This window comes from Halorubrum xinjiangense (assembly GCF_900102375.1).
Classification (GTDB): Archaea; Halobacteriota; Halobacteria; order Halobacteriales; family Haloferacaceae; genus Halorubrum; species Halorubrum xinjiangense.
In genome coordinates this window covers 104,082-122,311 of record NZ_FNBO01000009.1, presented here as the reverse complement: position 1 = coordinate 122,311, position 18,230 = coordinate 104,082, and the positions used below count along the sequence as shown (strand labels likewise).

Sequence of the window (18,230 nt, the reverse complement as noted above, 5' to 3'; positions counted from 1 at the left end):
CCGCCCGGTAAACTTTTAACCTCTTGGTCAAACCCTATTATCGAACATGACACAAACGATCGTGCGAAACGGGACCGTGGTCTCGCTCGACCCGGACGTGGGGGAGTTCGACGAGGCGGACGTCCTGATCGAGGACGGCGAGATACTCGAGGTCGGCACCGGGCTGTCGGCGTCGAACGCCGAGGAGATCGACGCCGCCGGGAAGATCGTCGTCCCCGGCTTCGTCGACTCGCACATCCACCTCGCGCAGACGCAGGTACGCGGGATCGCCGGCGACTGGTCGCTCATGGGCGAGTACTTCGACCACATGCTCGGGAACATCACCGGGCTCTACCGGCCCGAGGACATGTATCTCGGCGGCCTCTTCGGCGCGTTCGAGAAGCTCTACACCGGGACGACGACGGCCCTCGACTGGTCGTACCCCAACACGCTCGAACACGGCGAACGCGCGGTCGACGCGCTGCAGGACGCCGGCCTGCGCGCGGTGTACACCTACGGCCCGCCGGGCGACGACGCGGCGAAGTGGTGGTACGAGAGCGACGTGGGGCTCCCCGAGGAGAACGTCCGCGAACTCCACGAGGAGAAAATCCGCGACGACGACCTGCTCAGCCTCGCGCTCGGGCTCCGCGGCCCGGACTTCTGTACCGACGGGACCGCCCGCGCGGACCTCGAACTGGCGCGCGACCTCGGCGCCCTCTCGACGATCCACATGGGCGCCGCGCTGTGGCCGTCCTCCGAGTACGGCGACGACTACCAGGGCTTCGGCGCCATCGAGGACATGCTCGGCCCGGACGTCAACGTTGCCCACGGGAACCACTTCTCACAGGAGGACATCGACCACGCCGTCGAGCAGGGGGTCTCCTTCTCGTCGACCCCGGAGGTCGAGATGCAGATGGGCCACGGCATCCCCGTCACCGGCAAGGTGCTCGAAGCGGGCGGGCGCCCGACGTGGGGCGTCGACGTCTGCTCGAACGTCAGCGGCGACATGGGGAGCCAGATGCGTATCGGGATGCAGCTCCAGCGCATGTTCGACAATCAGGCGGTCTTAGAGGGCGACGAGGAGGTCACCGAGGTGAGCATCTCCGCGCGCGACACCCTGGAGATGGCGACCATCGAGGGCGCGAGGGCGCTCGGCCTCGACGACGAGATCGGGACGATCACGCCCGGCAAGCGCGCCGACCTCGTCTTGTTCGACGCCGACGACTTCCTGACCGCTCCCTGCCACAACCCGATCCAAACCGTCGTGTTCCAGTCTGACCCCTCGCACATCGACACCGTCCTCGTCGACGGCGAGGTCGTCAAGCGCGACGGCGAGCTGACGAACCCGAAGGTCGACGCGGAGTTCGACCGGTTCGTCGCCTCCGGCGAGCGACTGCTCGACGAGGCCGGCATCGACGCGTAACCCGCACAGAGCCGCCCCCTCCGTTTCGGGTCCACCGCAATCGCCCCTAACGAACCTTCCGAGCCACCAATCCGACGACAACGCACACGACACCCAATGCGAATCGGACAATACACCGACAGCGACACAACGCGAACCGACGGCACAGCCCCGACCGACAGCACATCCACGGCCGACCCCTGGGTCGGCGTCGCCACCGACGACGGCGTCGTCGACCTCGCGACCGCCGGCGCGGCCGCCGGCGTCGACATCGGCCCGAAGACGACCGACCTCCTCGCCGACTGGGAGTGGCGCCGCAAGGCCGACCTCGCGGTCGAGTACGCCGCGTCGACCGGCGTCGGCCTCCGCGACCCCGCCGACCTCGACCGCGCCGCGCCCGTCGACGACCCGCAGAAGGTCGTCTGCGTCGGGCTGAACTACCGCGACCACGCCGAGGAGGGCGACAACCCCATCCCGGACGAGCCGGTCCTCTTTTCGAAGTTCCCCACGTCGGTCGTCGGTCCCGAGGACGCGGTCCGCTGGGACCCCGAGTACACCGAGAAGGTCGACTACGAGGCCGAACTCGTCGCCGTGATCGGCGAGCGTGCCCGCCGCGTCGACCCCGACGAGGCCATGGAACACGTCGCGGGCTTCACCGTCGGCAACGACGTCTCCGCGCGCGACCTCCAGCACGGCGACGGCCAGTGGGTCCGCGGGAAGAGCCTCGACACCTTTGCGCCGACCGGTCCGGACCTCGTCACGACCGACGAGGTGGACGACCCCCACGACCTCGAGATCTTCGCCGAGATCAACGGCGAGCGCCTCCAGGAGTCGTCGACCGAGAACCTGATCTTCGGCGTCGACGAGCTGATCTCCTTCTGTAGTCAGGCGTTCACCCTCGAACCCGGCGACCTGGTGTTTACCGGGACGCCACCCGGCGTCGGCGTCTACCGCGAGCCCCCGGTGCTGCTCGGCGACGGCGACACCGTCACCGTCGGCGTCGAGGGCGTCGGCGAACTGACGACCGAGTTCGAGACGGAGTAGGACCCTTGGGTCGTCGGAGTTTATAAATAGAGCCGGCATAGCGAATCCTTCAAAGTCCTCAGTCACCCGTTATAAATGGCTGATACCGGATCGGCGACGAACACCTCCAAAGCCCCAGTTGCTCGCTTATAAGTTGCTGACAGTAGATCGACCACAAACACCTCCAAAGCCCCAGCCGCGAGGCCGCCGTACGCTCGCTGCGTTCCTCAGTCGGTCGCTGGCGCTCCCTCCCTGCGGTACTTACGTCGCCTACGGCGGCCTCGCGCCTGCCCCTTTGAGTCCCACCCCGCACAGCAACCGCACCTCACGCCTCCCCAGCCTCGTCGGCGGTCCTCCGCTTCGCTCCGGACCGCCGACTCCCTCGCGCGTGCTCCTCGCGGCCGCCTGCGGCGGCCACTCGGAGGCACGCGCCACCGCACCGCACGGATCGATTTAAATAGTCTACTCCGCCAGCCCGAACACGTCCCGCGGGTTCTCGTACACGACGGTGCGGATGTCGTCGACGTCGATGCCGTAGCGGTACAGCTCGAATATCGCGCGCTTCACGGCGTACGGGTCCGTGCGCAGCACGTTCGCGGTGTCGGTGTCGATCATGACTCGCTCGGGGCCGTACTCGTCGATGGCGTTCGCCACGTCGGCGGCGTCGACGCCCACGAGCCACGAGTGGCCGATGGTGTAGCTCAGGTAGCAGTCAGTCTCTTCCACCAGGTACGCAGTGTTGTTCGCGTCCGCGTGCGAGGCGACGACGCGCTCCTCGTCGAGTCCGGCGTCGTGCGCGGCCTCGACGTCGCGCTTTACTGCTTCCAGCGCCGGGTTCTCGCCGTCGAGGACCGGCTCCGTGCCGAGTCCGGCGTTCTTCTCGTAGCCGGGGGTGACGCCGAGGTCGTCGCGGTACTCCCGTTTCGCCTCGGGCGAGGTGTTCGGCGTGTGGAGCAGGACGGGGAGGCGGTGGTCGGCGGCCAGCTCCATCTGCGCCTGGACGACCGCCTGCTGTTCGTCGATGTCCCAGCGCTCGACGTGCTGGCTCGGCGTGACGCCCGTCTCGCCGACGGCGACGACCTCGTCGAGCGCGCAGTAGTCGCCCATCGCGGCCAGCAGCTCATCGAGGTTCTCGATCCGAACGCCGGTGTGGACGCCGAGGCTCAGCTTCGCCTCGAAGAAGTGGTTGCGCTCGATCGCTTGCCGACGGTTGACCGCGTCGTCCCACAGGAATCGGATGTCGCTCGCCTCCACTGGCTTGTAGGGGGTCCAGTGGTACCCCGACGACACCATCACCATCGAGCGGCAGCCGGAGAGCGCGTACCGCTCGCGGTCCTCCCACGAGAGCGTGTGCGCGTGGTTGTGCGGGTCGATCCACGGAACGTTCAGCAGTTCGGTCGGGAGGTCGGCGGCCGACTCGTCCACGTAATCGGCGTCAGTCGGGCGGACCGTGGCGTGGGGCGCGGGCATGGATTCTCCATCGTGCCCCGGCCACTTAGCGTTTTACAGATTGGTAAAACTTTATTATGCGCCCGACTCACTCACGGATATGACACTGTTGATCGGGACAGACTCCGGGCTGTACCGAACCGACGACGTCCCCTTCGAGCGCGGCGACCTCGACCCCGTCCTCGACTGCGGGGTCGTCACCGCGGTGAAGTCGTGGGACCACACCGAGGGCGTCTTCGTCGCCTCCTCGACGGGCGCGTACCGCTCGCTCGACGGCGGCGAGACGTGGACCGACCTCGAGGTCCCCCTCGGCGACCGCTTCTGGCACGCGGGGCAAAGCGAGGTGTGGTCGATCCTCGCGACAGCGGACGGCGCGCTGTACGCCGGCACCAACGACCCGTACGTCTTCCGCTCGGTCGACGGCGGCGAGACGTGGACCGAACAGAAGGGGTTCCGCGAGCTCCCCTCGCGCGGCCACTGGGAGTCGCCGATCGACCCGCATTACGCCCGCCTTCGTGCGCTCGAGGCGGTCCCCGGCCGCCCCGACCACCTGATCGCGGGCGTCGAGGCGGGCGGGATTCACGTCAGCCGCGACGGCGGCCGGACGTGGTCCGACCACCGCGACGCCATCGTCGACGACGTCCACCAGATCCTCCCGATCTCGGAGGACGTCTGGCTGGCGGCGACGGGCTACCTCGACCACGACTTAGAGAACCTCGGCCTCGGCCACGCGGTCGGCGAGGGCGGCCTGTGGCGGACGACCGACGCCGGCAAATCGTGGGACCGAGTCGACGTCGGCAACGACTTCTCGTATATCCGTCGGGTGTTCGTCCACGACGGCCGGGTGATCTTCTGCGGCGGCGAGGAGGCGCCCCCGGCGTGGGTGAACGACGACCACGGGGTCGCCCTCTTCGAGTCGACGAACTTCGGCCGCGACTTCGAGCGCGTCGACTTCCCCGGCGAGCCCCACGAGATCATCGAGACGTGGGCGGTCCACGACGGCGACGTGGTCTGCGGCTCCGGGCTCTTCGACGTCCCCGACGAGCGCGACGACGTGGAGGGCCGGATCATGCGGCGCCTCGGCGGCGAGGCCGACGAGGGGCCGACCTACGAGACGGTCGGGCGCGTCGACGCGAACGTCAGCCGGATCGAGGTGGTCTGAATGGCGGGCGAGACTGATTCTCCCGACGAGTCGGAGGCGGACCGGGGTCGCGACGCGCCGTCGCTGCTCGGCCGCTCGCTGTACGGCGGCGTCCTCGCGTACATGGCCGTCGACGGGTTCAAAAACAACGACAAGCGCGTCGCCGTCGCCGAGGAGAAGGGCGTCCCGATGCCCGACGTCCTCGTCCCGTTCGTCACCGGGATGCTGTTGGTCGCCAACCTCGGCATCGTCCTCTGGCGGCTCCCGCGGGCGGCTGCGGGCGCGCTCGTCGTCTTCTTCCTCGGGACGACGCCCGCGATCCACGACTTCTGGACGATGGAGAGCAAAGAGCGGCAGGGGAACAAGATCAACTTCCTGAAGAACCTCGCCCTGCTCGGCGGCGCAATCGTCTTCCTCGACGCCGCGAGCGAGGGCGACGGGGAGAGCAACGGTGACGGGGAGAGCGACGGCGACGAGAACTGACTCGAACTACCCCACTTCCGCATTTCGGGTTCGTCCGGCGCCGACGCTCCGGATCGGCGATGTCTGACGCAGTTCTTAAGTGACCGCGGCGTGGAGGCTACCGTAATTCCCCGAACGGGCGTCGAGCGCTCGGATCGAACGGCGTCGCGAAACGACCGCGGTGTTCGGGTAAACCACACGGATTGGAGGCCAGGATGGGACTGCTCACGAATCTCAGAGACAGCATATCGCGGGTCACGGACGGCCTGTTCGCGGCCGACGAGCCCAAGCGGATCGGGATCTACGGACCGCCGAACGCCGGCAAAACGACCCTCGCAAACCGGATCGCACGCGACTGGACGGGTGACGCCGTCGGGCCCGAGAGCCACATCCCGCACGAGACTCGCCGGGCCCGCCGGAAGGAGAACGTGGAGATCGAGCGCAACGGGCGCAAGGTAACCATCGACATCGTCGACACCCCCGGGGTGACGACGAAGGTCGACTACAAGGAGTTCTTAGACCACGACATGGAGAAGGACGACGCCGTCCGCCGGTCGCGCGAGGCGACCGAGGGCGTCGCGGAGGCGATGCACTGGCTCCGCGAGGACGTCGACGGCGTCATCTACGTGCTCGACTCCACGACGGACCCGTTCACGCAGGTGAACACGATGCTGATCGGGATCATCGAGTCGCAGGACCTCCCCGCGCTCATCCTCGCGAACAAGACGGACCTGCCGGGGTCGGACGTCCAGCAGATCGCGAACGCCTTCCCGCAACACGAGACGATTCCGCTGTCCGCGCTGGAGGGCGACAACATGGACGAAGTGTACACCAAGATAGCGGAGTACTTCGGCTGATGCCCGGCCCGAAAGCCAACGTCGACGCCGCGGACGACCCGGACGACGGCGACGACGGCGTCCGGATCGACATGATAAGCGGCGCGCGGATGGAGGGGCTCACGACCATGGAGAAGATCCGCCTCATCCTCGACGGCGTCCGCGACGGCAACATCGTCATCCTCGAAGAGGGGCTCTCCCCGGACGAGGAGTCGCGGCTCATCGAGGTGACGATGACCGAGATCAGCCCCGACGACTTCACCGGCATCGAGATAGAGACGTACCCGAAGGCCGAGGCGGGCGACCAGAGCTTCCTCGACAAGCTGATGGGTCGGGAGTCGACCCAGAAGCTCACGGTGATCGGCCCGGCGAACCGCATCGAGACCCTCCACAAAGACGAGAACCTCATCAGCACGCTCGTCTCCCGCAAGTAGATGCCCCACCAGTGTACCTCCTGCGGGCGGACGTTCCCCGACGGCTCCAAGGAGATGCTGTCGGGCTGTCCCGACTGCGGCGGGAACAAGTTCCAGTTCAAGCCCGCCGGCGCGACGGACAACCACGCCGACGAGGTCGGCCAGCCGTCCGGATCTGCCCCCGACTCGCCCGACTCTGCCGCCGACGCGTCCGGGGCCGCCGCCGAACCGTCCGATCGGACGACGCCGACCGGCGATCAGGCGGCACCGACTCCGGACGAGGGCTCGGTCGACCGCCGTCCGGCCGATTCCGCGGACGCGACGCCGAGCGATCAGGTCGAGTCGGCGTCGAGCGACGCCGCCGCGAGCGCCGACTCCCCGACCGAGGCCGACGGCACGGAGCAGATCGCGGACCGGAGCGACGAGGACACCGCGCAGGCGAGCGCGCGCTCCGAGGTGGTGTCCCCGGACGAGCTCGACCGCGCGAGCCGCGACGTCGACCCCGCCGAGACGCCGCCGGCCGAGGAGGAGCCGCAGCCGGGCATCGACGCGCTCCGCGACGAGCTGAACGACCAGTTCGAGAGCATCCGCATCGTCAGCCCCGGGCAGTACGAGCTCAACCTGATGGAGCTGTACGACAGACAGGAGTACATCATCTCCCTCCAGGAGGACGGCCGCTACGTCATCGAGATGCCCGACGCGTGGGGGATTCAAGACGAGTAGCGCCGTCCTCCCCGGTCCGTAACGCCCGCTCGGTGACGCGAGCGTGGCGTCGTTTTTTTCTTCTCGCGCCCGCGATCTCTCACTTCGGTGATCGTTCGTTCCGTTTTCATCCCCTCGCGGCCGCCACTTCGTGCGGTTCTGTGATTCGGGCGACCCTTGTCGAAGAAGATACTGTTATCCGGCTTCCTCCGCTACGGAGTCGCATGTTTACCGATCGCCGTCGACCGAGCCGGGACTCCGGCCTCGGTCCGGACCGCGCCGTTTCGCCCGCTCGCCGCCGACAACCCGCCGGAAAGCGACCGGCGCGACCGTCCGCCAGCGACCGACCGTCCCGGACTCGCAACGGGGTAGCCGCATGCGCGTAGTCGCGAAGTTCGGCGGCACGAGCCTCGGAAGCGGGGACCGGATCGAGCGCGCGGCCGACTCGGTGGCGAGCGCGGTCGCGGCCGGCCACGAGATCGCGGTCGTCGCGAGCGCGATGGGGTCGACAACGGACGATCTCCTCGACGACATCACCTTCGAGACGGACGACGCCGACCGCGCGGAGATCGTCTCGATGGGCGAGCGCACCAGCGTCCGTATGCTGAAGGCCGCGCTATCCGTCCGCGACGTCGACGCGGTCTTCCTCGAACCCGGGCACCCCGACTGGCCGGTCATCACGGACGAGCGCGGCGAGGTCGACGTCGCGGAGACGAAGCGCCGGGCGCGGGAGATCGCCGCCGACATGGACGGCGTCGTCCCGATCATCACGGGATTCCTCGCCGAGGACCACGACGGCAACGTCACCACGCTCGGGCGTGGCGGGTCGGACACGACCGCGGTCATGCTCGGCAACTACATGGACGCCGACGAGGTCGTGATCGTTACCGACGTCGAGGGCGTGATGACGGGCGACCCGCGGGTTGTCGAGGGGGCGCGCAACGTCGGGCAGATCACCGTCGACGAGCTGCGGAACCTCTCCTTCCGCGGCGCCGAGGTGGTCGCGCCCTCCGCGCTCTCGTACAAGGACGAGGACCTCGCGGTCCGGGTCGTCCACTACCAGCACGGCGACCTGCTCCGGGGCGGCACCCGGATCGAAGGCGAGTTCGAGAGCCTGATCGACATGCGCGAGGAGCCGCTGGCGTGTCTCACCATCGCGGGCCGGGCGATCCGCAACCGGCCGGGGATCCTCTCCGAGCTGACGAACGCGCTCCGCGCCGAGGAGATCAATATCGACGCGGTCGCCTCCGGGATGGACTCGGTCACCTTCTACGTCGACGTCGACGTCGCGGAGACCGCCGAGGCGCTGCTCCACGAGACGGTCGTCACCGACGAGGCGCTCTCCTCGGTCACCGTCGCCGACCCCATCGCCGTGATCCGCGTCACGGGCGGCGAGCTCCCCAACCAGTCGGGCGTCATTCAGGACATCATCGCGCCCATCGCGGAGGCCGGCATCAACATCATCGACCTGATCACGAGCGCGACCTCCGTCGCGGTGTTCGTCGACTGGGACGACCGCGAGGAGGCGCTCGAAATCGTTCAAGATCGGTTCGACTGAGTCGAACGTCTGTTTTAGCGCCTCAAGCGCTAGAATTCGATCCCGCCGAATTCACAAGGGAAAAATCCCGCCCTGAAGGGCGGGGAGGATGTCACCCATCGAAGCCGGCGTCACGCAAGACGATACCGAGAGCGCGGGTCATCTCCTCGCTCGCTTCCCGGCTTGACAGTCCGTTCGCTTCGGCCAGTTCGGTTGTCGAAATCCCCCGTGGTATTTCGAAATAACAGTTCTGTACGGCACTCTGGAGGAGTGCCTGCTGGGTGTCGGATAACTCCGATTCGGAGCTGCGATTTGATCCCATGTTTGCTCACCCGCCGATCTTGAGCGGCAACTCGACGACAACCGACCCGCTTTTCCTCTCTCACACAGTGTGTTAATTATTCACATTCCGGTGGAAGTAGTCTGTCGAGTGATATGTGCGCTGTACTCGGCGTTCCTGCCGGAATGCGTCATCAGCGACGGATCTCACCAGAGTACCGAGATCGGCGTTCAGTCCGCTCCGACCCTCAGTCGCTCTCTTCCGGGTCGAACCGGTACCGCGTCGTCGACGCGCCGTCGATCCGGGGCCCCGAGCCGACCGCCGCGAACCCGACGGCTTCGGCCGCGTTCCCGGCGCTCCCGTCGGTCGGGAGGACAGCCTCGACGGGCATCCCCTCCCGGGTCCCGAACCGAACCGGCTCCTCGAACAGCCGCCGGACCGCGTCGGAGCTCCCCTCGACGTTCGTCACGTGGACGACGCCGTCGCGCACGTCGAACGCGACGAACCCGTCGACCGCGTCGACCGGGGTGTCGGCGCCGTCGTCGGCGCTCCGACTCGCCGACTCTCTCTCGTCGCCGGCGCCGTCGCGGTCGGCCGCTCCGTCGGTCACCGCGACGCGCACCGACCGGTCGTGGATCATGTCGCGGACGACGCCTTCGGGCCGGCCAGTCATCGACCCCAGGGCCGCGGCGTCGGCCTCGACCGCGTCGCGAACTCGCATACCTTCGCACTCTCGCCGGACGACATAAAATCGCCGCACGCCTGCCGCGGACCGGATGATTTTAACGACCGGCGGACGCACGGACGCGCATGTCCAAATCAACGAAGATCGTGGTCGGAACGGTCGGCATCTCGGCCGTCCTCTCGGTGCTCATCATCCTCTCGTACGTCCTCGGCTGATGTTCTCGACCCGGCCGCTCGACGACGACCTCGCGGCGGTCCGCGACCGCTACGCGCCGGGATCGCCCGTCCTCGACGTCGAGTCAGACTTCGAGACGCTCCCGCCGGCCGCCGCGGAGGATCTCGGGCTCTTCGTCGACGCGCTCGCCCCCGCGTCGTACCCCGCCGAGTGGCTCCCGGAGGCGGTCCCGGACCTGCTCCGGAAGCACGCCGGGCCGGCGTTCACCATTGGGTTACCGGGCGACGGGACCGTCGTCCGGACGACGCAGACCGAGCCGTCGGCCGTCCTCGTCAAGCGGCGCGCGGAGGGGACCCCGGACGACTTCCTCGCCTTCCTCGTCGCCGAGCGACTGGTCCAGATCGACTGCGAGCCGGCGCCGAGTGCCGTCGTGGGCGACGCCGCCGCCGCGAACTCCGGCGCGTCGAACGGTGGTGCCTCGAACGGCGGCAGTTCCCCCGGGCTCCCCGAGTCGTTCTTCCCCTTCTTCGGCGACCGCTACCGCGACCTCGACGCGGCGATCCGCCGTCCGGACCCGGACACGGGCGAATCGACGACCGGGTTCGGCCCGACCGACGTCTTCCAGGTCGCGAACGCGCTGTTCGACGCGTGGGTCGGGCTCCACACCCGAGACGCGTTCGCCTCGTGGGAGGGTGAGCACCCTCGGCTGTTCGACGCGTGGATCGACGCCGGCGAGCGGCTCTCCGGTCGGCTGGGCGACCTCTCCGGCGAGGTCGCGCGCGGCGACACGGAGTTCCCGAGCGCGACGGAGTACGCCTGCTCGGCGGTGAAACACGACCTCGACCTCCCGGCGCCGTACGGCGCGCTCGACACCACGGCCTACCGAGACCGAGGGGCGGCCTACGCCGTCGCGTGGGCGGAGAAGACGTTCGCGGCGCTCGTCGGCGACGAGGAGTGACAGAGCACCCTCCCCGAGAACTAGGACACCCGCGGCGGAACCCCGTTTCAGATGTCGACGACGACGTTTCCGTCCTCGTCGAGGTCGATGACGCCGTCGAACAGGTCGCGGAACCGGTCGAGCGTCGCCACCTCGTGGACCTCCTCGGAGAGGTGGAAGATGCCGACCGCGTCGTGTTCATCGAGGAGGTCGAGGATCTCGGCGGCCGCCTCGTACACCGCGTCGTCGTCGGCGTAGTAGGCCATCTCGGTGAGCGAGTCGACCGAGACGCGCCGCTTCCCATCGCTCTCGGTGAGGAACCGCTCCACGCGGTCGACGACCCCGTCGAGGTCGTCCGGCGCGGAGACGTAGTAGACGTCGTCAGCAGTGCGCCGCGAGTAGCCGCGCTCGACGGAGAGCGTGTCGAGGATGGTCGCCTTCGTCTCGTCGACGTCGTAGTACTCCAGTTTCTGCTCGACCTCGCGCGCGGTGGTCCGGGTCGAGACGACGAGGAAGGCGTCGGTGTCAGTTTTTAAGAAGTCCGTGTCGATCCGGTCCGTCTCGCCGATGCTCGGGTGGACGAGGAGGAGCCCGGTCCCGCCCGGTATCGTTTCCGGCCCGTTCTCGACGGCGAGCGTGTAGTCCATGGGATCGGCAATCGCCCGACCGACTTAACGATGCGGGACGGGTCGCTCCGAGACCGACCGACCCCGTCGGGTCGATCGCCGCTCGCGGCGGCCGCCGCGCCCGCTTCGCCGCGACCCACCACCGTTTCGTCTGGAGATCCCGATAGGTGTGCGCCGGCCGTCCCCGCGCCGGTCGGTTTTTTTGCCCCGCCCGCCCTCGGTGCGTTCGATGCCCGGGCACGACTCCGCGCGCGACATCTACCGGCAGGCGCTTCCGGTGATCGGCGTCAGTCTGCTCGCCGGGCTGTTCGCAGGGACGATACTCGCCTCCGACACCATGCGCGCGAACATCGCGGAGGTCCCCGGCCTCCTCCTCCTTCTGCCTGCGTTCCTCGCCACCCGCGGGGGGGTGTACGGCTCGCTCGGCGCCCGGCTCTCGACGGGGCTCCACCAGGGGATCATCGAGCCGCGGTTCCGGCTCGACCGCCGGCTCACGAACGCGGTCGTGGCCTCCTTCCTCAACGGGATGACCGTCTCCGTGTTCATCGCGGTCGTCACCTACGCGACGCTCGTCCTCTTCGGCGACGGCGGGAGCCTCTTCCAGCTGGTCGGCGTGATGGTCGTCGCCGGGTTCCTCTCGGCGGTGCTGATGATCACCGTCCTGATCGCGGTCATCTTCGTCGGCTACCGGCGCGGCCTCGACCCCGACAACGTCATCGGGCCGGTCGTCACGACGCTCGGGGACGTGTTCGGGGTGTTCTTCCTCCTCGTCGGGGTCGCCGTCGTGGGGGCGGTGTCGTGACGGACCCTCAGTCGACCGCCGTCGACGAGTGGTCGATATGGCGCATCGTCCGGACGATGATCCCGCTTCTGGCCGCGCTGTCGGTGCTTCAGCTCGTCTCCGGGACCGTACTTGAGACCTACGAGGCGGTCCTTCTGCGGTACCCGGCGCTCCTCGTCTTGGTACCCGTCCAGATCGGCACGGCCGGCAACCTCGCGTCGATCACTTGCTCGCGGCTCACCACCCAGCTGTACCTGGGGACCTACGAGCTCAGCCCCTCGAACCCCGCGCTCCGGGCGAACGCGGGCGCGGTGTTCGCCCTCGCGGCGACCGTCTTCGGCGCGGTGGGGATCGCCGCGTGGGGGATCGGCCTCGCGCTCGGCGGGTCGCTCGCGCTCGGCCGGGTGCTGCTTATCTCTCTGGTCTCCGGGCTCTGTCTCGCCGTCCTCGTCGTCGTCGCCAGCGTCGCCGCCGTCGAGGTCTCCTACCGCGTCGGGCTCAACCCCGACGACACGACGATCCCCGTGGTGACGAACCTCTGTGACATCGCCGGCGTGTTGATCCTCTTCGCGGTCGTCTCGGTCGTGCTGTGAACCGGCGCGGAAGGCGGGATACGAACCGGTCGCGTTCAGAACACGCTGTCGGCGGTCGCCGCGCCGACGACGCTGAACACCGCGCTGACGGCGACGGCCTTGAGCGTCGTCTCCCACAGCTCCCGCCCGGCGATTCCCTGATCGATGAGGAACGTGGCCGGCGCGTCAAAGAGGAGCGCCAGCAGCAGCACCGACCCGAAGGCGACGATCATCAGCGAGAGGAACCGCGCGGGGACGCCGGCGATCTCCTGTTCGCCGTCCGGGTCCCGGTCCGTGTCGGCGCGATAGAGCGCGGCATAGCCGATCAGGGCGACGACCCCGGCGGTCGCCACGCCCTGGATCCAGTGCATGCCGGCCGCCAGCACCCACACCTCCTCGGTGACGACGAACGGCCCGGCGAGCAGGAACCCCCCGACGGCCTGCTGGGCGGAGTCCGCCAGCCGGTACGTCGGACGGCGGAGCCCCTTCGGCCGCTTCATACCTCCTCCACGCGCCCGGCGCGAATAAAACGTCGCCGCTTCGCGGTCGGCGCCGACGGGTGGGAGCCTTCGCCGCCGCCCCGCTCCGAACGCATTTTCACCCGCCCGCCCCTCGCGGCCCGTATGAGCGTTCGCGAGGAGTTCGACGAGTGGGCGGCGAGCGGGAAGGACCGCGGCATGGAGGACCGCCACTGGCACACCGCGAAACACGTCTTAGCGCGGATGCCGGCCGAGGAAGGCGACGCCGTCCTCGATTTAGGCACCGGCTCCGGCTACGCGCTCCGCGCGCTCCGCGAGCGGGGAATTGGGCGCGGCTACGGCCTCGACGGCGCCCCGGAGATGGCGCGCAACGCCCGCGGGTACACCGACGATGACGCGGTCGGCTACCTCGTCGGCGACTTCGACGAGCTCCCGTTCGCCGACGACTCGCTCGACCACGTGTTCTCGATGGAGGCGTTCTACTACGCGGCCGACCCGGTCCACACGCTCGAAGAGGTCCGTCGCGTGCTGAAGCCGGGCGGCACCTTCTACTGCGCCGTCAACTACTTCGAGGAGAGCGAGACGACCCACGCGTGGCAGGAGCACATCTCCGTCGACATGACGCTCTGGTCGCGCGGAGAGTACCGCGAGGCGTTCCGCGAGGCGGGCCTGTACGTCGCCGAGCAGGACGCGATCCCGGACCGGGAGGTGGAGATTCCGGACGCGTCGGCGTTTCCCACTGAGGGGTACGAGACACGCGAGGCGATGGTCGACCGCTACCGGACGTGGGGGACGCTGTTGACGGTCGGCGTGGCACCCTGACGTATACCCATGTACGATCGTCGTCGCCCGGTTTCTCTTTTTATAAGTATTCGTTGCTGCGGCGACCGTCTCCGAAGACACAGCCACATATTTATAAATGACTGAAAACGGATCGGCGGAGAACACCTCCAAAGCCCCAGCCGTGAGGAGGGCGCACGCTCGTTGCGCGCTTCAGTCGCTCACTTCGTTCGCTCCTTCCAGTGCTTACATCGCCTGCGCCCTCCTCACGGCTGCCCCTTTGAGTCCCACCCCGACCGCACAGCCCCGCACCTCACGCCTCCCCAGCCTCGTCGGCCGGCCCCCGCTTCGCTCCGGCCGGCCGACTCCCTCGCGCGTGCTGCTCGGCCGCGATGCGGCCTCGCAGGCACGCGCCACCGCGGATCTATTTATAAGGGTACCTCGGTTTCGGCGGTCGCGGCCGCGCCCTCCGTCTCCCTTCATCGCGGTCTTCCGACGGTTTAAATCGGGTCGGGGCCCAGACTCCGGTAATGGAACCGAGTTCGCTCTCCGGGCTCCCCGCGGGCGTCGGCGAGGCGCTCGAAGCGGAGGGCGTCGCGGAGCTGTACCCGCCACAGGAGGCGGCGGTCGACGCGGGCGTCGTCGACGGCGAGAGCCTCGTCGCGGCCGTGCCGACCGCCTCGGGGAAGACGCTGATCGCCGAGCTGGCGATGCTCTCCTCGATCGAGCGCGGCGGCAAGGCCCTGTACATCGTTCCGCTGCGCGCGCTCGCCAGCGAGAAGAAGGCCGAGTTCGAGCGCTGGGAGGAGTTTGGCGTCACGGTCGGCGTCTCCACGGGCAACTACGACTCCGATGGCGAGTGGCTCGCGAGCCGCGACATCATCGTCGCCACCTCCGAGAAGGTGGACTCGCTCATCCGGAACGGCGCCCCGTGGATCGACGACCTCACCTGCGTCGTCAGCGACGAGGTCCACCTCGTCGACGACTCGCACCGCGGCCCCACCCTCGAAGTCACCCTCGCGAAGCTCCGCAAGGTGAACCCCGGCCTCCAGACGGTCGCGCTCTCCGCGACCGTCGGCAACGCCGACGTCATCGCCAACTGGCTCGACGCCGAGCTCGTCGAGTCCGACTGGCGACCCATCGAACTCCGGACGGGCGTCCACTTCGGCAACGCGATCAACTTCGACGACGGGAGCCAGCGCGAGGTGCCCGTCGAGCGCGGCGAAGACCAGACCGCGCGGCTCGTCGCCGACGCCTTAGACACCGAGGAGGACGGACAGGGCGGCTCCTCGCTCGTGTTCGTCAACTCCCGGCGCAACGCGGAGTCGTCGGCCCGCAAGCTGGGCGAGGTCACCGCGCCGCGGCTCACCGGCGACGAGCGCGACCGCCTCCGCGAACTGGCCGAGGAGATCCGCGGCGTCTCCGACACCGACACCTCCGAGGACCTCGCGGACGCGGTCGAGCAGGGCTCGGCGTTCCACCACGCCGGCCTCGCGAGCGAACACCGCAGCCTGATCGAGGACGCGTTCCGCGACCGCCTGATCAAGTGCGTCTCCGCGACGCCGACGCTCGCGGCGGGCGTCAACACTCCTGCGCGCCGGGTGATCGTCCGCGACTGGCGCCGCTACGACGGCGAGTTCGGCGGGATGAAACCCCTCGACGTCCTCGAAGTCCACCAGATGTGCGGCCGCGCGGGGCGCCCCGGCCTCGACCCCTACGGCGAGGCGGTGCTGCTCGCGAACGACGCCGACACCCGCGAGGAGCTGTTCGACCGCTACGTCTGGGCCGAGGCCGAGCCGGTCCGCTCGAAGCTGGCGGCCGAACCCGCGCTCCGGACCCACGTCCTCGCGACGGTCGCGTCCGGCTTCGCCGCCACCCGCGAGGGGCTGCTCTCCTTCCTCGATAACACCCTCTACGCGACCCAGACCGACGACGAGGGGCGCCTCGCCGCGGTCACCGACACCGTCCTCGACTACCTCGAGGTCAACGGCTTCGTCGACCGCGACCGCGAGGGCGGGAGCGAGAGCCTCGCGGCCACCGGCATCGGCCACACCGTCTCGCGGCTCTACCTCGACCCGATGAGCGCGGCCGAGATACTCGACGGCCTCCGGACTGTGGCGGACGGCGCGGACGCGGGCGCCGACGCCGCGGACGGCGCGTTCGTTCCGGCGGACGGCGCCGACGCGGACCCCGGCGCCGACGGCGACGAGCCGGGGTTCACGACGTACACGCGGGCGGACGACGAAGAGCGCGATGCCGGTGCGGAGTCGAACGAAGCGACCCAATCGGAGCCCCCCGCCGTCACCCCGCTCGGCCTCTATCACCTCGTCAGCCGGACGCCGGACACCTACGAGCTGTACCTCAAGTCCGGCGACCGCGAGGAGTACACGGAGGTCTGCTACGAGCGCGAGACGGAGTTCCTCGGCGACGTCCCCTCCGAGTACGAGGACGTGCGCTTCGAGGACTGGCTCGCCGCGCTGAAGACGGCGCGCCTGCTGGAGGACTGGGCGAACGAGGTCGACGAAGACCGGATCGCGGAGCGGTACGGCGTCGGCCCCGGCGACATCCGCGGCAAGGTCGACACTGCCGAGTGGCTCCTCCGGGCCGCGGAGACGCTCGCTCGCGACGTGGAGGGTATCGACGGCGACGTCGTCGTTCAGGTCCGGGAGGCCCGCAAGCGGCTGGAGTACGGCGTCCGCGAGGAGCTGCTCGACCTCGCCGGCGTCCGCAACGTCGGCCGTAAGCGCGCCCGCCGGCTCTACGAGGCCGGCATCGAAAGCCGCGCGGATCTCCGGGAGGCCGACAAGGCGGTCGTGCTGGGCGCGCTCCGCGGCCGCGAGCGCACCGCCGAGCGCATCCTGGAGAACGCCGGCCGCGAGGACCCCTCGCTCGACGGCGTCGACCCCGACCGCTCGGCCTCCGCCGCGGCGACCGCCGGCGCGGACGCCGACGGCGACGGCGACGGACAGGCGAGCCTGGGTGATTTCGGATGACCGACTCCGCGGCCGGCGCCGACGGCGACGCGGAGCCGACGGCCGATGCGGAGAGAGAACCGGCGCCCGACCCCCCGGTCCGCCTCGTTCGCGGCACCTTCACGATCGACGACCTCGACGGGTTCCTCGCCGACCTCGACGGGATCGCCACGGCGACCGACGCCGTCGTCCAGGCGTTCGACGCCGACCTCATCGTCTCCGCGACGCAGCTCCGCGAGGCGGCGCGGCTCGCGGCGCGTGCCGTCGCTCGCGGCGAGGCGGTCGCGCGCGACCCCGGCGTCGAGATCCTGTTGTACGCGGCCGGACGCAGGCAGATAGACCGTGCCCTCGACCTCGGCGTCTCGGAGGGCGAGCGCCCCGCGGTCGTCCTCGCCGCGGACTTCGGCGGTGTCGCCCGCGCCGACAACCCGCCCGCCGACCTCGACGGGGCGGCCGAGGCGCTTCGAGACCTCGCGACTGATTCGACCGATTCGACCGAAATCCCTGACGACGACGCGCTCGACTGCGCGTTCGACGGGAGTCGCGTCCGCGAGTTCTACGGCGTCACCGACCGCGAACTCGCCGCGACGAACGGCACCCTCGCCGACATCGTCCGCGAGCGCGTCGCGCTGCTAGACGTCGAGAAGTGACCGCGGGTTCCCGGGCCGCCGACCGAACCCCTTCGTTTCGACTGGAAACCCGGAGACGGAGACGCCGCTCCGTTCCAGTCGAAGCGAGGCGCGGAAAAGTAGTCCATCCTGGATTCGAACCAGGGTCGTTGCCCCCAGAAGGCAACAGGATTGGCCACTACCCCAATGGACTGCGCACTCTCCGATAACCAGTACGTGTTTGTAAGCGTTGCGCGTCGCGGCCGCCGTGCGATCCGTTGACGGTGGCGTCGCATCGCTGACGCCGAGGCGAGAGGACCGCGGCGGCGACGGCGGCGAACCCCGCTCGCGGGATCGCGTTCGTGCGTACATCGACGCGCTTTAATCGAGAG

General features: G+C 69.1%; 20 protein-coding genes and 1 tRNA gene. 15 read left to right on the top strand and 6 right to left on the bottom strand.

Features of this window, described 5'->3' with window-relative positions; all coding sequences use genetic code 11:
* The first annotated feature begins 46 nt into the window (after window positions 1-46).
* Together F3H13_RS11320 and F3H13_RS11315 are read left to right on the top strand one after the other, a co-directional pair.
* Window positions 47-1,402: an amidohydrolase family protein gene (locus F3H13_RS11320; protein WP_149799134.1), complete on the top strand. Its 1,356-nt coding sequence runs from the start codon at window positions 47-49 to the stop codon at window positions 1,400-1,402.
* A gap of 96 nt (window positions 1,403-1,498) precedes the next feature.
* Window positions 1,499-2,425, top strand: a complete 927-nt coding sequence (locus F3H13_RS11315) for a fumarylacetoacetate hydrolase family protein (RefSeq protein ID WP_149799133.1) — start codon at window positions 1,499-1,501, stop codon at window positions 2,423-2,425.
* A 441-nt stretch (window positions 2,426-2,866) separates the two neighbouring features.
* Here the strand turns inward: F3H13_RS11315 and F3H13_RS11310 are convergent, their stop codons facing one another.
* On the bottom strand, window positions 2,867-3,874 hold the full coding sequence (locus F3H13_RS11310) for a TatD family hydrolase (RefSeq protein WP_149799132.1): 1,008 nt from the start codon (window positions 3,872-3,874) through the stop codon (window positions 2,867-2,869).
* A 79-nt stretch (window positions 3,875-3,953) separates the two neighbouring features.
* On the opposite strand from F3H13_RS11310, the gene F3H13_RS11305 reads away from it, so the two are divergent.
* The 6 genes from F3H13_RS11305 to F3H13_RS11280 all read left to right on the top strand — a co-directional run bounded on the left by F3H13_RS11305 (window position 3,954) and on the right by F3H13_RS11280 (window position 8,965).
* The gene (locus tag F3H13_RS11305; RefSeq protein ID WP_149799131.1) at window positions 3,954-5,015 is read left to right on the top strand and encodes a WD40/YVTN/BNR-like repeat-containing protein; all 1,062 of its coding nucleotides are present in this window, start codon (window positions 3,954-3,956) and stop codon (window positions 5,013-5,015) included.
* Complete coding sequence (locus F3H13_RS11300; protein WP_149799130.1) at window positions 5,016-5,477, top strand: DoxX family protein; 462 nt, start codon at window positions 5,016-5,018, stop codon at window positions 5,475-5,477.
* A gap of 194 nt (window positions 5,478-5,671) precedes the next feature.
* Window positions 5,672-6,313, top strand: a complete 642-nt coding sequence (locus F3H13_RS11295; RefSeq protein WP_149799129.1) for an Era-like GTP-binding protein — start codon at window positions 5,672-5,674, stop codon at window positions 6,311-6,313.
* On the top strand, window positions 6,313-6,726 hold the full coding sequence (locus F3H13_RS11290) for a DUF2073 domain-containing protein (RefSeq protein ID WP_149799128.1): 414 nt from the start codon (window positions 6,313-6,315) through the stop codon (window positions 6,724-6,726). Before F3H13_RS11295 ends, F3H13_RS11290 begins: the two co-directional genes overlap by 1 nt.
* Window positions 6,727-7,428 carry an OapC/ArvC family zinc-ribbon domain-containing protein gene (locus tag F3H13_RS11285; protein ID WP_149799127.1) on the top strand — a complete coding sequence of 234 codons (702 nt, stop codon included), beginning with the start codon at window positions 6,727-6,729 and terminating at the stop codon, window positions 7,426-7,428.
* 355 nt (window positions 7,429-7,783) lie between these two features.
* Window positions 7,784-8,965: an aspartate kinase gene (locus F3H13_RS11280; protein ID WP_149799126.1), complete on the top strand. Its 1,182-nt coding sequence runs from the start codon at window positions 7,784-7,786 to the stop codon at window positions 8,963-8,965.
* A 91-nt stretch (window positions 8,966-9,056) separates the two neighbouring features.
* On the opposite strand, the gene F3H13_RS16665 is transcribed toward F3H13_RS11280, so the two are convergent.
* Together F3H13_RS16665 and F3H13_RS11270 are read right to left on the bottom strand one after the other, a co-directional pair.
* Window positions 9,057-9,266 carry a helix-turn-helix domain-containing protein gene (locus F3H13_RS16665; RefSeq protein ID WP_149799125.1) on the bottom strand — a complete coding sequence of 70 codons (210 nt, stop codon included), beginning with the start codon at window positions 9,264-9,266 and terminating at the stop codon, window positions 9,057-9,059.
* Between the two features lie 205 nt (window positions 9,267-9,471).
* Window positions 9,472-9,945 carry a hypothetical protein gene (locus F3H13_RS11270; RefSeq protein ID WP_149799124.1) on the bottom strand — a complete coding sequence of 158 codons (474 nt, stop codon included), beginning with the start codon at window positions 9,943-9,945 and terminating at the stop codon, window positions 9,472-9,474.
* Window positions 9,946-10,034: 89 nt separating this feature from the next.
* On the opposite strand from F3H13_RS11270, the gene F3H13_RS16735 reads away from it, so the two are divergent.
* Complete coding sequence (locus tag F3H13_RS16735; protein WP_449405063.1) at window positions 10,035-10,124, top strand: hypothetical protein; 90 nt, start codon at window positions 10,035-10,037, stop codon at window positions 10,122-10,124.
* Complete coding sequence (locus tag F3H13_RS11265; RefSeq protein WP_149799123.1) at window positions 10,124-11,041, top strand: DUF7089 family protein; 918 nt, start codon at window positions 10,124-10,126, stop codon at window positions 11,039-11,041. The genes F3H13_RS16735 and F3H13_RS11265 overlap by 1 nt, the downstream gene beginning before the upstream one ends.
* Before the next feature lie 47 nt (window positions 11,042-11,088).
* Here F3H13_RS11265 and F3H13_RS11260 read toward each other — a convergent pair whose 3' ends face one another.
* Window positions 11,089-11,667, bottom strand: a complete 579-nt coding sequence (locus F3H13_RS11260) for a DUF7090 family protein (protein ID WP_149799122.1) — start codon at window positions 11,665-11,667, stop codon at window positions 11,089-11,091.
* Between the two features lie 208 nt (window positions 11,668-11,875).
* Here F3H13_RS11260 and F3H13_RS11255 point away from each other — a divergent pair, with 208 nt between their 5' ends.
* Entirely contained in the window at window positions 11,876-12,448 is a 573-nt protein-coding gene (locus F3H13_RS11255) for a magnesium transporter (protein WP_149799121.1), read from the top strand.
* Window positions 12,445-13,020 (top strand): magnesium transporter, encoded by a 576-nt coding sequence (locus F3H13_RS11250; RefSeq protein WP_149799120.1) that lies wholly within the window; start codon window positions 12,445-12,447, stop codon window positions 13,018-13,020. Before F3H13_RS11255 ends, F3H13_RS11250 begins: the two co-directional genes overlap by 4 nt.
* Window positions 13,021-13,055: 35 nt before the next feature.
* Here the strand turns inward: F3H13_RS11250 and F3H13_RS11245 are convergent, their stop codons facing one another.
* On the bottom strand, window positions 13,056-13,499 hold the full coding sequence (locus F3H13_RS11245) for a DUF2391 family protein (RefSeq protein ID WP_149799119.1): 444 nt from the start codon (window positions 13,497-13,499) through the stop codon (window positions 13,056-13,058).
* Window positions 13,500-13,622: 123 nt separating this feature from the next.
* Here F3H13_RS11245 and F3H13_RS11240 point away from each other — a divergent pair, with 123 nt between their 5' ends.
* The 3 genes from F3H13_RS11240 (at window position 13,623) to cgi121 (ending at window position 17,880) form a co-directional block, all read left to right on the top strand.
* Window positions 13,623-14,300 carry a class I SAM-dependent methyltransferase gene (locus F3H13_RS11240; RefSeq protein ID WP_149799118.1) on the top strand — a complete coding sequence of 226 codons (678 nt, stop codon included), beginning with the start codon at window positions 13,623-13,625 and terminating at the stop codon, window positions 14,298-14,300.
* Window positions 14,301-14,788: 488 nt separating this feature from the next.
* A complete protein-coding gene (locus F3H13_RS11235) occupies window positions 14,789-17,251 on the top strand; it encodes an ATP-dependent DNA helicase (protein ID WP_149799117.1) in 2,463 nt (820 codons plus the stop codon).
* Window positions 17,248-17,880, top strand: a complete 633-nt coding sequence (gene cgi121, locus F3H13_RS11230; RefSeq protein ID WP_149799116.1) for a KEOPS complex subunit Cgi121 — start codon at window positions 17,248-17,250, stop codon at window positions 17,878-17,880. Before F3H13_RS11235 ends, cgi121 begins: the two co-directional genes overlap by 4 nt.
* A 99-nt stretch (window positions 17,881-17,979) precedes the next feature.
* On the opposite strand, the gene F3H13_RS11225 is transcribed toward cgi121, so the two are convergent.
* Window positions 17,980-18,052: transfer RNA gene (locus F3H13_RS11225), tRNA-Gln, on the bottom strand.
* Window positions 18,053-18,230 lie beyond the last annotated feature (178 nt).